At 56.8% G+C, this 11,699-nt stretch carries 10 protein-coding genes and 4 tRNA genes; 7 read left to right on the top strand and 7 right to left on the bottom strand.

What is annotated here, in order from left to right:
• Window positions 1-119: 119 nt before the first annotated feature.
• Window positions 120-794: a cold shock and DUF1294 domain-containing protein gene (locus B3R00_RS13995; protein WP_286999528.1), complete on the top strand. Its 675-nt coding sequence runs from the start codon at window positions 120-122 to the stop codon at window positions 792-794.
• Window positions 795-900: 106 nt separating this feature from the next.
• Here the strand turns inward: B3R00_RS13995 and B3R00_RS14000 are convergent, their stop codons facing one another.
• Genes B3R00_RS14000 through B3R00_RS14010 form a run of 3 tightly spaced genes read right to left on the bottom strand, consistent with a single transcriptional unit; the run spans window position 901 to window position 2,961 of the window.
• Window positions 901-1,446, bottom strand: a complete 546-nt coding sequence (locus B3R00_RS14000) for a TPM domain-containing protein (protein ID WP_286999529.1) — start codon at window positions 1,444-1,446, stop codon at window positions 901-903.
• A gap of 3 nt (window positions 1,447-1,449) precedes the next feature.
• The gene (locus B3R00_RS14005; RefSeq protein ID WP_376747707.1) at window positions 1,450-2,328 is read right to left on the bottom strand and encodes a TPM domain-containing protein; all 879 of its coding nucleotides are present in this window, start codon (window positions 2,326-2,328) and stop codon (window positions 1,450-1,452) included.
• 45 nt (window positions 2,329-2,373) lie between these two features.
• Window positions 2,374-2,961: a LemA family protein gene (locus tag B3R00_RS14010; RefSeq protein WP_219163537.1), complete on the bottom strand. Its 588-nt coding sequence runs from the start codon at window positions 2,959-2,961 to the stop codon at window positions 2,374-2,376.
• A 147-nt stretch (window positions 2,962-3,108) separates the two neighbouring features.
• Between B3R00_RS14010 and B3R00_RS14015 the strand changes: the two genes are divergently transcribed.
• Window positions 3,109-3,642, top strand: a complete 534-nt coding sequence (locus B3R00_RS14015; protein ID WP_286999531.1) for a DUF2946 family protein — start codon at window positions 3,109-3,111, stop codon at window positions 3,640-3,642.
• Window positions 3,643-3,714: 72 nt separating this feature from the next.
• Here the strand turns inward: B3R00_RS14015 and B3R00_RS14020 are convergent, their stop codons facing one another.
• The 4 genes from B3R00_RS14020 to B3R00_RS14035 all read right to left on the bottom strand — a co-directional run bounded on the left by B3R00_RS14020 (window position 3,715) and on the right by B3R00_RS14035 (window position 10,197).
• Entirely contained in the window at window positions 3,715-4,233 is a 519-nt protein-coding gene (locus B3R00_RS14020; protein WP_219163539.1) for a c-type cytochrome, read from the bottom strand.
• Window positions 4,234-4,351: 118 nt separating this feature from the next.
• The gene (locus B3R00_RS14025) at window positions 4,352-5,767 is read right to left on the bottom strand and encodes an efflux transporter outer membrane subunit (protein WP_286999532.1); all 1,416 of its coding nucleotides are present in this window, start codon (window positions 5,765-5,767) and stop codon (window positions 4,352-4,354) included.
• On the bottom strand, window positions 5,760-8,915 hold the full coding sequence (locus B3R00_RS14030; protein ID WP_286999533.1) for an efflux RND transporter permease subunit: 3,156 nt from the start codon (window positions 8,913-8,915) through the stop codon (window positions 5,760-5,762). Before B3R00_RS14030 ends, B3R00_RS14025 begins: the two co-directional genes overlap by 8 nt.
• A 16-nt stretch (window positions 8,916-8,931) precedes the next feature.
• Window positions 8,932-10,197 (bottom strand): efflux RND transporter periplasmic adaptor subunit, encoded by a 1,266-nt coding sequence (locus B3R00_RS14035; RefSeq protein ID WP_286999534.1) that lies wholly within the window; start codon window positions 10,195-10,197, stop codon window positions 8,932-8,934.
• A gap of 195 nt (window positions 10,198-10,392) precedes the next feature.
• Between B3R00_RS14035 and B3R00_RS14040 the strand changes: the two genes are divergently transcribed.
• The 5 genes from B3R00_RS14040 to B3R00_RS14060 all read left to right on the top strand — a co-directional run bounded on the left by B3R00_RS14040 (window position 10,393) and on the right by B3R00_RS14060 (window position 11,579).
• Complete coding sequence (locus B3R00_RS14040; protein WP_286999535.1) at window positions 10,393-11,031, top strand: TetR family transcriptional regulator; 639 nt, start codon at window positions 10,393-10,395, stop codon at window positions 11,029-11,031.
• A 79-nt stretch (window positions 11,032-11,110) separates the two neighbouring features.
• Window positions 11,111-11,186, top strand: a tRNA-Arg gene (locus tag B3R00_RS14045).
• 72 nt (window positions 11,187-11,258) lie between these two features.
• Window positions 11,259-11,344, top strand: a tRNA-Tyr gene (locus tag B3R00_RS14050).
• Window positions 11,345-11,399: 55 nt separating this feature from the next.
• Window positions 11,400-11,473: transfer RNA gene (locus B3R00_RS14055), tRNA-Gly, on the top strand.
• Between the two features lie 31 nt (window positions 11,474-11,504).
• Window positions 11,505-11,579, top strand: a tRNA-Thr gene (locus B3R00_RS14060).
• Window positions 11,580-11,699: the final 120 nt, after the last annotated feature.

Here is an 11,699-nt window from a genome sequence, read left to right on the forward strand (position 1 = left end):
CTTCTGGATGGAAATCAACAATCAAAGCTATTGGCGCAGCGTTTACAGAGTATTTGGCTTTGTAAATCGCTGAAATAAAGGCCGAGCAAGCGCAAGCCGCTCTCATTTTCTAAGTACATATGCCCTATCTCGGTACCTTGGTGGAGTGGAACGATCAACGTGGCTTCGGCTTTATTCAGGCCGATGCAGGTGGTGAGCGTATGTTTGTCCACATCAGCGCATTTCAGCCAAAGCCCATGCCCCCAGCGCGGCCGTATGTGGGGCAGCGTGTGGAGTTTGCGGTAGGGATAGACAACGGGAAAAAGCGGGCCCAGCAAGTGGTGTGGCGGCAAGGCGTTCGCTCGACCGGTACAAAAGTGTCACGGCGTGCTGCTGCGCCTGCACCGCAGGGTAGCCGACGTAGCGAATCTGTGAGTCCTAGTAACGCAGCGGGCACTTACTTGTCGATATTTGCTTTTATTGCAGTGTTTCTGCTGGTGGCGTTGCTGTGGGGCGTTCCGCGCTGGGTGGCTTCGCTGTATGCGGTGATGAGCCTGATCGCTTTTTTCGCCTACTGGAAAGACAAAGTGGCTGCCCAGGCTGGCCATTGGCGCACGCCCGAGTCGACTTTGCACAGCTTGGCTGTGCTGGGTGGTTGGCCAGGCGCACTCTTGGCGCAGCAGTGGTTGCGCCATAAAAGCAGCAAGGCGCAATTTCGAAGCATTTTCTGGTTGACGGTTGGGCTGAACGTGACTGCGTTTGTGTGGCTGCATTCCCCGTGGGGGCGTGACTGGTTGCCTGCGCTGCAGGTTTGAGTGCGGTTTTCTGCAAAATTCTTTGCAGGTTTGCACCAAGCAAATGCGCAAGCATCAGGTTTGGGCGCGGTTGGTAAGTGGATGCAGCCGCTGTTGTGAAAAGAACTTACCGGTCTTTGAAAAAACGCCCTAGCACCACGGGTGCATCCGGCAATTCATCCGCAGCGGTTGTACGTGCGCTGTGGGTATCGCGCGGGAAATGTTCGGCCAGTAGCTCAGATACGCGTTGCAGCGTGCGCTCCATGCCGTCGGCGTAGGCATGGTTTTGAAAAGATTGCTGCATGTCTTGCACCAAGGCATCCCAGGTGGATTGAGGAACGGCCCGTGCTGCAGCACGGTCCGCAATGATTTCAATCGCATGGTCGGCCAGCAGCAGATAAATCAGCACGCCGTTGTTGTGCGCGGTGTCCCATATGCGCAGTTTGCCAAACAGGGCCACTGCGCGTTCGCGTGCACTGGCTCCGCGCCAGATGTAGCTGTAGGGCAGGCCACCTTCCACGCACAGGCGAATTTGCCCGGTATGCAAAGACTCGCTGGCGGTCACAGCACGTTCTAGACGTAGCAAGACTTCGGGCGGAAAGGTGCGGTGTACCTGGCCCTCGCTCCAGCGGTGGCGCCACAGGCGTGCGAGTTTTTGCATCAGTGTTGCCATGAACTACCAACTCCCTGAGGCGCCGCCGCCCCCAAAACTGCCACCGCCGCCAGCGCTGAAACCACCGCCGCCGCCAAATCCGCCACCACCAGAGCCTCCACCACCTATATAGGGGCCACCACCACCGCTGGAGCTGTTGGCCAGCAAGGTGACCAGCAGTGCCACCACTGCGGCCACCAAGGCCAGCAAGATGCTGGCAGTCAGTATGAAAGCCAAGACACCTGCGCCGCCGCCCACGATGAGCGAGCCGAGTTTGTTGCCGAAAATACGGCGGATGATGGGGCCAATCACCATCACTCCAAAAAACAGAAAGATGGCTGCGCCCTCCAGGCCCACACCTGCCACCTTGTTGCTGGCGGGTGCAGAGGGCGCCGGTAACTGCTCACCGGCAATCCGTGCGGCGATCTGGTCGAGGGCCGCCAAAATGCCTGCGGCATAGTCGTTTTGACGAAAATGCGGCGCCATTTGCTGCTCAATGATGCGTGATGCCGCCAAATCAGGAATGGCGCCTTCCAGGGCACGGGCCACTTCCATGCGCATGCGGCGGTCATCTTTGGCGATCACCACCAGCAGGCCATCGCCCACGTCTTTGCGGCCAATCTTCCATGTGCTGGCCACGCGGTGTGCGTAGGGTGCAATGTCTTCCGGCGCGGTGGTGGGCACCATCAACACCACGATCTGAGAGCCTGATTTTTCCTCAATGGCACGCAGGCGTGACTCGATGGTGGTGGCCTGCTGCGCAGTGAGGGTGTGCGTTTGGTCAATCAGGCGTGCCGTGAGCGCAGGCACCGGCAGCAAGGGCTGCGCAAGTGCCATGTGCGCAGGCCAAAAAAATGCAAGAAAGAGAGCTGCTAGCGCTTGCCAGATGTGCGTAAAAGCCATATTTTGTTCCTGAAAAGGAAGGCGGCCACCCCAGGCCGTCGGGCTTTATTTGCTGCCAAAGTCCACGGTTGGTGGGCGCGCAATCTCTGCTTCGTTTTGCACGGTGAAATTGGGCTTGGCCTTGTAGCCAAACACCATGCCTGTCAGGTTGGTGGGAAAGCTGCGCGCGAGCACGTTGTATTGCTGCACCGATTGGATGTAGGCATTGCGGGCCACGGTGATGCGGTTTTCCGTGCCTTCCAGCGTGACGCGCAAGTCACGGAAGGCTTGGTTGGCTTGCAGTTGCGGGTATTGCTCAGCCACCACCATCAAGCGTGACAGGGCGCTGGAGAGCTCGCCTTGCGCTTGCTGAAATTTGTCAAAGGCAGCGGGATCGTTGATCAACTCCGGGGTGGCTTGGATCGACGTGGCTTTGGAGCGTGCCTCAATCACCTTGGTCAGCGTTTCTTGCTCAAAGTTGGCTTCTCCCTTGACCGATGCCACGATGTTGGGCACCAAGTCTGCTCGGCGCTGGTACTGGTTGAGTACCTCGCTCCATTTGGATTTGGTGTCTTCGTCCAAGCGCTGGAAATCGTTGTAGCCGCAGCCCGTGAGTGCCGTGGCCATGAGCAAAATCGCAAGCAGGCGCTTCATGTTCAATCCCTTGTCTTGGTGTGATCTATGGGCCGTATTGTGCGGGCCCGGTATGGTAGCAATATGTAGGGCAACGACGTGCAAAGCAAGGCGGGTTGCGGTTATCTTTGCGCGCTACATCGTGACAAATACCAAAGGTAGGTGGGTATGGATGACATCGTAAAACAAGCATTGGCCAAGTGGCCCAATGTGCCTGACTGCTGGGGCTGGCTGGGGCTGGACATGCGCGGCAATTGGTGGCTGCGCGATGGGGACGCCCAAGCGCAGGGGCTGTTTCCCCACAGCAAAGGCAGCCGCCTGGAGCACGAGAAGCTGCTGGCGTTTATTGGCCGCAATTACGAAGCCACTGCCCAGGGCCATTGGTTTTTTCAGAATGGCCCACAACGTGTCTATGTGGAATTAGAAAGCGCACCCATGGTGTGGCGTGTGCATGCAGGTGCCTCCGTGGTCGCGCACACGGGTCAGCCTGTGCAGCAGGTACAACAATGCTTGATGGATGAGCACGGCCATGTGTACCTGCAATGCGATGGCGTGCTGGGCATCGTGCACACCCAAGACGTAGTGCATGCGGCAGATGCCGTAGAGGCTGGGGTCTGGCAGCTGGAGGATGTTGCAGCGGCAGATTTGCCTCAGCGTTTTGGTTTTGTGCGCAGCCCGCAGCAGGTCCAGGCGCAGGTTTAGTGCCAGCAAGGCCACGCATCACGCATACAAAAAAGGACCCAGAGGGTCCTTTTTTCGTGGATTGGCAGCCTTTTACTTGGCGTCGCCCTCTTTGGCTTCAGGCTGTGGCTCGGGGAAGTTGGCACCCCCAGCGTTCGCCATGAAAGCCACGGCGCGGGAGATTTCCAGATCATTGAATTCGCCACCGCCTTGGGGGGCCATGGCGTTCTTGCCCTTCAGTGCCGATTGCACCAGGGCTTCAAACCCTTGGCCCAAACGGGGGGCCCATGCCGCAGCATCACCAAACTTGGGTGCGCCAGACACGCCTGTTGCGTGGCATGCCGCGCACTGGCCCTTGTATACGTCTTCACCACCCCGCAGAGGGCGGTTGGCATCACGAATTTCAATAGAGCCAATCTTTTGAATGCGCTGTGCCTGGGCCAGCTCATGCATGCCAACGCCCGCACCCGTTTTGGGGGCGGAGCCCACAAAGTTCACCAGGCCGATGATCAAAATCACGGGCAAGATGAAAGCGAGTACAACCGTAATCAGCAGTTGCTTGGAGTTCTTGATGGGGCCGGTGTGGCCTTCTTCGTGGTGCTTGTCGCTCATGGCGTCCTCTGGTTATCGGGGGCGGGAAAAACCAACGGCGGATTATATCGAGCGCCTATTTTTTACTCTGTGCCACAGCGGCCGTTTGGCGTGCACTGTGGTACAGAGTTGACGCAACTCAACGATTGGTGACTTCTTGCTTGCCAAGGCTGGCTTCTGACCAGCCGCCACCCAATGCTTTGTAGAGATTGATTTGGTTGAGTTGCTGTGCCAGTCGCACTTGAACGTCCGCTTGCTCCAGTGCAAACAGCGAGCGCTGTGCATCCAGCAGATCCAGATAGCTGGCTACGCCGTTGCGGTAACGAAGATCCGACAAGTAAAAGCGCTTGCGCTCGGCCTCTGCCTGTGCGGCTTGGGCGCGTGCTTGCTCGGCCAAGGTGGTGCGGCCAGCCAGGGCGTCTGAGACTTCCTTGAAGCCTGTCTGGATGCTCTTCTCATACTGGGCCACAGCGATTTCGCGCGCAGCTTTGGCAGAAGCCAGATTGGCGCTCAAGCGCCCAGCGGTGAAGATGGGCAGATTGAGCGTAGGCCCAACGTTAAACCCCCAAGTCCCAGACTTGAACAGATTGGACAGTTCATTGCTGACGCTGCCGTACTGTGCGGTGAGCGAGATGCTGGGGAAGAACGCGGCACGTGCTGCACCAATGTTGGCATTGGCGGAGATCAGCTGCTGCTCGGCTGCGCGGATGTCCGGCCGGCGCACCAGCAGGTCAGACGGCAGGCCAGCAGGGATGTCTGCCATGGGCGCTACGTTGGCCAACTTTGTGCCGGTGATGCTGGCCAAAATGTCGGCGGGCACTTGCTGGCCCAGCAACAGCGTCAGCGCGTTTTCATCCAAGGCACGTTGGCGTTGCTGCTGTGCAAAGGTGGCCAGCGCGGATTCGGTCAGAGACTCTGCTTGGCGGTAGTCGAGTTCCGATGCAAAGCCTGCGTCAAAGCGCAGCTTGGCCAGCTTGATGGACTCTTTGCGCGTCTCCACGGTGCGGCGTGAAATGTCCAGCAATTCCTCATCGGCAATCAAGGTCAGCCAGCCTTGCGCCACGCTGGTAACCAGCGTGAGCTCGTAAGCCTTACGGCCTTCATCGGTCGCAAGGTACTGAGCCAAAGCCGCTTCTTTGAGGCTGTTGATACGCCCGAAAAAATCAATTTCCCAGGCGGATATAGCCAGCCCTGCCGTGAAGGTGCTGCCCAGATCACCGGTGATTTGGTTATTACCACGGTTGGCCGACGCGATGCCTCCAACGCTAGGGAATAGCGCGGAGCGCTGAATCTGGAATTGGGCGCGGGCTTGCTCCAAATTCAGTGTGGCAATACGCAGGTCGCGGTTGTTGACCAAAGCCAAGTCAATCAGCTGCTGCAGGCGCGGGTCGGTGAAATAGTCACGCCAAGCGATGACGGAGCCCGCAACTTCCGCCGCAGCCTGGGTATAAGCCGCAGGGATCGGAGTGGCAGGGCGCTCATAGTTGGGGATGAGTGAGCAGCCAGACAAGACCGCAGCGGCGGCCAGGGCAATCAAAGATAAATGCTTAGGCATGGTGGTCCGCTCCTGCTGTGCCAGCGGAGGGCGTTGGGGTAGGGGGAGTGGCGCGCTTGTCGCTAAACAGCGTGCGTACTACGACAAAGAAGACGGGCACAAAGAAGACCGCCAGCAAGGTGCCGGTGAACATGCCTCCCAGCACGCCCGTGCCGATTGCACGCTGGCTGGCCGAGCTGGCGCCCGTAGCAATCGCCAATGGCACAACGCCGAGGCCGAACGCTAAGGAGGTCATGATGATGGGGCGGAAGCGCAGGTGGGCGGCTTCCAAGGCAGCTTCGATAATGCCTTTGCCTTCGGCCTGCAAGTCTTTAGCGAACTCAATAATCAAGATCGCATTCTTGGCCGACAAGCCAATCACCGTGATCAAGCCGACTTGGAAATACACGTCGTTTGCGTAACCGCGCATCCAAGTAGCCAGCAACACGCCAATCACGCCCAGCGGCACGACCAAAATCACTGCGAGAGGGATCGTCCAGCTTTCATACAGCGCGGCCAAGCACAGGAAAACCGCCAAGATGGCAAAGCTGTACAAGATCAGTGATTGGGAGCCTGCTTGCTTTTCTTCGTAGGACTGGCCCGTCCATTCAAAGCCGAAGCCGTCAGGCAATTGCGCAACGATGCGCTCTACTTCAGCCATGGCTTCGCCAGTGCTGTAGCCCGCTGCAGGAGCGCCGGAAAGCTTCATCGCCGGATAGCCGTTGTAGCGTACGGTCTGCTGTGCACCAATGACCCAGTTCACGGTCGCAAAAGCGGACAGTGGAACAGCCTCACCCTTGCTATTAGGGGCGGTGATCTTGAGCAAATCGGCGGGCTGCATGCGGGATGGGGCATCGGCCTGTACCACCACGCGTTGCAGTCGTCCGCGATTGGGGAAGTCGTTCACATAAGCAGAGCCCATGGCTGTTGACAGCGCGGTATTGATGCTGTCAAAACCGACACCCAAGGTATTGGCTTTGTCGCGGTCAATGTCGATGCGGATTTGGGGTGCATCTTCCAGGCCGTCAGGACGCACTTGGGACAAGATGGGGCTTTTAGCAGCCATGCCCAAGAACATGTTGCGGGCACTCACCAGGGCATCGTGCCCTAAGCTGCCACGGTCTTGCAGGCGCACCGTAAAGCCTGAGGACACGCCAAGTTCAGGAATAGGGGGGGGGCTGAGCGCGAAAATGAAGGCATCGCGCACTCCCATCATGGCACCCATGATGCGGCCTGCAACGGCATCGGCGTGCTGCCCAGGGGCGCTGCGTTCGTTCCAGTCCTTGAGGGTAATAAATGCCAGTGCGGCGTTTTGGCCTTGACCAGAGAAGCTAAAGCCAATCACGCTCACCATGCTGCTTATTTCAGGCTGCTGGAGCACAAAGCCTTCGACTTGCTTCATGACCTCCACGGTGCGTTCGGCGGTGGCACCTGCAGGAAGCTGCACGTTCACCAGCACTGTGCCTTGGTCTTCTCCTGGAAGAAAAGAGGTGGGCAAGCGGTTGTAAAGCAGCGCAACGGCAGCAATGATGGCCGCATAAATTACCAAGTAGCGCGCAGCCTTGTTAAGCATGCGTCCCACCAAGCTTTCATAGCGTTTTGCGCCCTTGGCGAAATTTCGGTTAAACCAGGCAAAAAAGCCGTTGCCTTCCAAGTGGTGGCCGGCTTCTACGGGCTTGAGCAAGGTGCCGCACAACGCGGGTGTCAGCGACAAAGCCATAAAGGCGGAGAAGCCAATAGACGCCACCATCACCGTAGCAAATTGGCGGTAAATATTGCCGGTGGATCCAGAGAAAAAAGCCAGTGGCACAAACACGGAGATCAGTACCACGGTCACGCCAATAATGGCCCCGGAGATTTGGCCCATGGCTTTGCGTGTGGCTTCCTTGGGTGGAAGGCCTTCTTCGCTCATGATGCGCTCAACGTTTTCCACCACAACAATCGCGTCGTCGACGACGATGCCAATCACGAGCACCATGCCAAACATGGTCAGCACGTTGATGGAAAAGCCCAGCGCCAGCAGCGTGGCAAATGTGCCCAGCAAAGCGATGGGGACCACAATCGTGGGGATGATGGTGTAGCGCCAATTCTGCAGAAACAGGAACATCACCAGGAACACCAAAGCCACAGCTTCCAGCAGCGTGTGTGCCACCTTGGTAATGGAGATGCTCACGAAGTTAGAGCTGTCGTAGGGGATGGAGTAGGTCATCCCTTCTGGGAAGTACTTTGACAACTCTTCCATCTTGGCGCGTACGGACGTGGCTGCCGCTAAAGCATTGCCCGATGGCGAGAGTTGAACACCGATACCCGCCGCAGGCTGGCCATTCAAACGCGCAGTGGTTGCATAGGTCTGACCGCCAATTTCAATGCGGGCAACGTCTTTCAAGCGTACAGCGGCGCCCGTCGTGTTGGCGCGCAAAATGATGTTGCCAAACTCTTCCGGGGTAGAGAGTTGTCCGCGAACGGTCACTGTCGCCGTAATGCCCTGCCCTGCGATGCCTGGCAGGTCGCCGATAGCGCCGGATGACACTTGCGCGTTTTGTGCACGAATCGCGGCGATGACTTGGGCGCTGGAGAGTTGGAAACCTTCCAGTTTGGCAGGGTCAATCCAGACGCGCATCGCTTGCTCGGAGCCAAACAGTTGAACTTGGCCGATGCCCTCAATACGCTGAATTTCCGGCACTACGTTGCGCGAGGCATAGTCGCCGATGCGCACCACATCCCAGTCTGGGTTGGATGAGGACAGCAGCGAAAACAGCAAAAAGTTGGAGGCAGATTTGTCAACTTTGACGCCTTGCTGCGTGACGGCCGAAGGCAAACGAGGAGTGGCGCGCGACAAGCGGTTTTGCACGTCCACCTGGGCCATTTCTGGATCGGTGCCTTGCTCAAAGCTGATGGTGACGGAGCCTGTGCCGTTGGATTGGGCAACGGACTCCATGTAGAGCAGGCCAGTCGCACCGTTCATCTCCCGCTCAATCACAGAGAGCACACTGTCTTCAAGGGTCTGTGCAGAGGCGCCGGGGTACACCGCGCTCACTACAATGGCGGGGGGTGCAACCGGAGGGTATTGCGCAATCGGTAATTGGGTGATGGAGACGGCTCCTACCACCATGATGAAAAGCGCAACCACCCACGCGAAGATGGGGCGCTCAATAAAAAATTTAGCCATGTGACAGAGTCCTTATTTACTTGGCTTGAGCGCTGGGTTCGGACGTCGACGGTGCAGCTGCTGCAGGTTGCGCTTGTGCAGCAGAAGCGCCTGCAGGCGTCCATGGCACTGCTTTGACGGGCGTGCCCGGTGGCAACATCTGAAGCTTTTGGAACCCGTCCACCATCACTTGTTCGCCATCTTTCAGGCCTTCTTGGATCACCCAGCGATTGCCGCTGGCCATGCTGACTTTGACGGGGCGTGTGCTGACTTGGCCTTCTGGGGAAACGACGCGGACACTGTCACCTTGTTCCGTGCGTGTGACTGCTTGCTGAGGTACGGTAATCGCGTTGGTAGCTTGTGCTTGCTCCATGCGGATGCGTACATAAAGGCCTGGTAACAGAAGTCCCTTCGGGTTGGGGATTTCGGCGCGCAAAGTGACTTGGCCTGTGCTCGGATCCACGGTCAAATCACTGAATAACAGCTTGCCTGCGGTTCCGTATTCAGAACCGTCATCCAAGACAACGTGTACCTCTGCAGCTTGTGGGGCCGCTGATTTCAGCAGACCTTCATCCATGGCTTTGCGTAGCTTGAATGCATCGGTAGCGGATTGCGTGAAATTCACATACACGGGGTCAATTTGCTGAATCACAGCCAGTGGAGTGGCCTCTCCTTGTCCAACCAAAGCGCCTTCTGTAACCAAGGCTTGGCCGATGCGGCCAGAAATTGGCGCGGTCACTTTCGCGTACCCCAGGTTGATGTCTGCTGTGCGGACAGCTGCTTTGGCAGCCACAACCTCTGCTTGTGCTTGTTTCTGAGCGGACTCGGCGTTGACAAAATCTTGCTTGCTGATGGCGTTGGCTTCAACCAATGGCCGAAAGCGTTCCAGCTGTGCAGTGGTCTGTACCAAGTTGGCTTCAGCACGCGCCAAGCTTGCGCGTGCACTCTGGGCGGATGCTTCATAGGGCGCAGCATCAATTTGGAACAAGGCTTGGCCAGCCTTGACATCAGAGCCTTCTTTGAACAGGCGTTTTTGCAAAATGCCTGCACTGCGCGCGCGCACTTGTGCCACACGAGAAGCTTCAACGCGGCCAGGCAGCTCAGTGAGCAACCCGACTTCCCCGGAAGAGGCTGTAATAACGCCAACCGGCACTTGTGGAGCACCTTTTTGCGCAGCTGTAGTTGTAGAGCTGGAGTTATCTTTGCTGCAAGCAGTCAAGACAAGTGCGCAAGCCAGCGCAATCGGAGCGGGACGAATCAGGCGCGCCCAGGAGCTAGCTGGAGCGGTACTAAAGAGAGTCATGTTTTTCTTTCGGGTGCTCTAAAGAGTTTGAACGAACGCTACACGCGCACAAATTACGCTGGCGTCAGCCATCAGGCCTGCGTTTATTCAGAATTTGGATATACATACAATACTGAATGTATATGGTGCTAATTGTAGCGGTGCTATAGACGAAGATGCATTTTTGATGCCATGCAAAGGGAGCGAAGAGATCCAATGGCGAGACGAACAAAGGAAGACGCGGAAGCAACACGCAATAAATTGCTGGATGCTGCCTTGGAGGTTTTTTATGCAAAAGGCGTGGCTGGGGCGTCTTTGACGGATGTGGCAGTTGCTGCATCTGTTACCAGGGGGGCGATTTATTGGCACTTCAAAGACAAGATGGACTTGTTCGGTGCTTTGATTTCGCGCTCTGCGCTGCCCTTTGAAGCGGCGCTCGACAGTGCCCTTGGTGAGCAAAAAGGAAGGGCGCTGCGTCAATTGACGGCGGTGCTTGAAATGGTTTTTCGCCAGGTGGTGAGAGACCCTGTGACCCGGAGAGTATTTGATATTGCGCTGTACAAGGTGGAGTACGCAGGCGAGATGCAGGCGGTGCGTGCGTGGCGTATAGAAAATATGGAGAGGTTCGCGTTGCGCATCCAGGTATTTCTAGAGTTGGCAGCGAAAGATGCCGGGATCGTGTTGCAGCAATCACCCAGCAGTGCTGCGCGTGGTCTGCGTGCTGTATTTGATGGCGTGTTGCTGTCTTGGCTTTTGCATGAGCAGCAATTATTTGATCTAGAAAAAGAGGGGATGTTGGCGGTTCATACTTACATCAAGGGACTGGGGTTCGATGTTGAGAAAGAATTTTCGTAATCTTCCTGAGTGGATGAAAAGTGCAGGTTAGAATCTGAGCTGTAGATTTTTTGGAAGTTCGCGTGCAGCGGGCGTCGTAGCGGCTGTAGCTCAGTGGATAGAGTATTGGCCTCCGAAGCCAAGGGTCGTGGGTTCGATCCCCGCCAGCCGCACCAGCCTAAAGCGTCGAAAAAAAACTCAAAATATTTTTAAGAGCAAAAAAAATCTGCTACAATAGAAATCTCTGTGGAGGGATGCCCGAGTGGCTAAAGGGGGCAGACTGTAAATCTGTTGGCTTACGCCTACACTGGTTCGAATCCAGTTCCCTCCACCACCTTTCATTGGGTGGGAGATTTAGTGCTGCATGGCAGCGCGCAAACCATAGGTTTGCGGGAGTAGTTCAATGGTAGAACCCTAGCCTTCCAAGCTAATGACGCGGGTTCGATTCCCGTCTCCCGCTCCAAAGATTCATAAGTTTGCATTCGCAAACTTATGCCCATGTGGCTCAGTGGTAGAGCACTCCCTTGGTAAGGGAGAGGTCGGCAGTTCGATCCTGCCCATGGGCACCAATTTAGATGGTGCTTCTGTGTTAGATGGTTGCGCCGATAACTCGTTAGCATTTGGTTTTTTTCGGAGTCGAAAAAATGGCAAAAGAAAAGTTCGAGCGCACCAAGCCCCACGTAAACGTG

The organism is Comamonas sp. UBA7840 (genome assembly GCF_002501455.1).
GTDB classification, from domain to species: domain Bacteria; phylum Pseudomonadota; class Gammaproteobacteria; order Burkholderiales; family Burkholderiaceae_C; genus Comamonas; species Comamonas jiangduensis.

Bases quoted from the DNA above. Each gene is read 5' to 3' on its own strand.
- B3R00_RS13995 (WP_286999528.1), top strand. From the start codon at position 120: ATGCCCTATCTCGGTACCTTGGTGGAGTGGAACGATCAACGTGGCTTC.
- B3R00_RS14000 (WP_286999529.1), bottom strand. From the start codon at position 1,446: ATGGCAACACTGATGCAAAAACTCGCACGCCTGTGGCGCCACCGCTGG.
- B3R00_RS14005 (WP_376747707.1), bottom strand. From the start codon at position 2,328: ATGGCTTTTACGCACATCTGGCAAGCGCTAGCAGCTCTCTTTCTTGCA.
- B3R00_RS14010 (WP_219163537.1), bottom strand. From the start codon at position 2,961: ATGAAGCGCCTGCTTGCGATTTTGCTCATGGCCACGGCACTCACGGGC.
- B3R00_RS14015 (WP_286999531.1), top strand. From the start codon at position 3,109: ATGGATGACATCGTAAAACAAGCATTGGCCAAGTGGCCCAATGTGCCT.
- B3R00_RS14020 (WP_219163539.1), bottom strand. From the start codon at position 4,233: ATGAGCGACAAGCACCACGAAGAAGGCCACACCGGCCCCATCAAGAAC.
- B3R00_RS14025 (WP_286999532.1), bottom strand. From the start codon at position 5,767: ATGCCTAAGCATTTATCTTTGATTGCCCTGGCCGCCGCTGCGGTCTTG.
- B3R00_RS14030 (WP_286999533.1), bottom strand. From the start codon at position 8,915: ATGGCTAAATTTTTTATTGAGCGCCCCATCTTCGCGTGGGTGGTTGCG.
- B3R00_RS14035 (WP_286999534.1), bottom strand. From the start codon at position 10,197: ATGACTCTCTTTAGTACCGCTCCAGCTAGCTCCTGGGCGCGCCTGATT.
- B3R00_RS14040 (WP_286999535.1), top strand. From the start codon at position 10,393: ATGGCGAGACGAACAAAGGAAGACGCGGAAGCAACACGCAATAAATTG.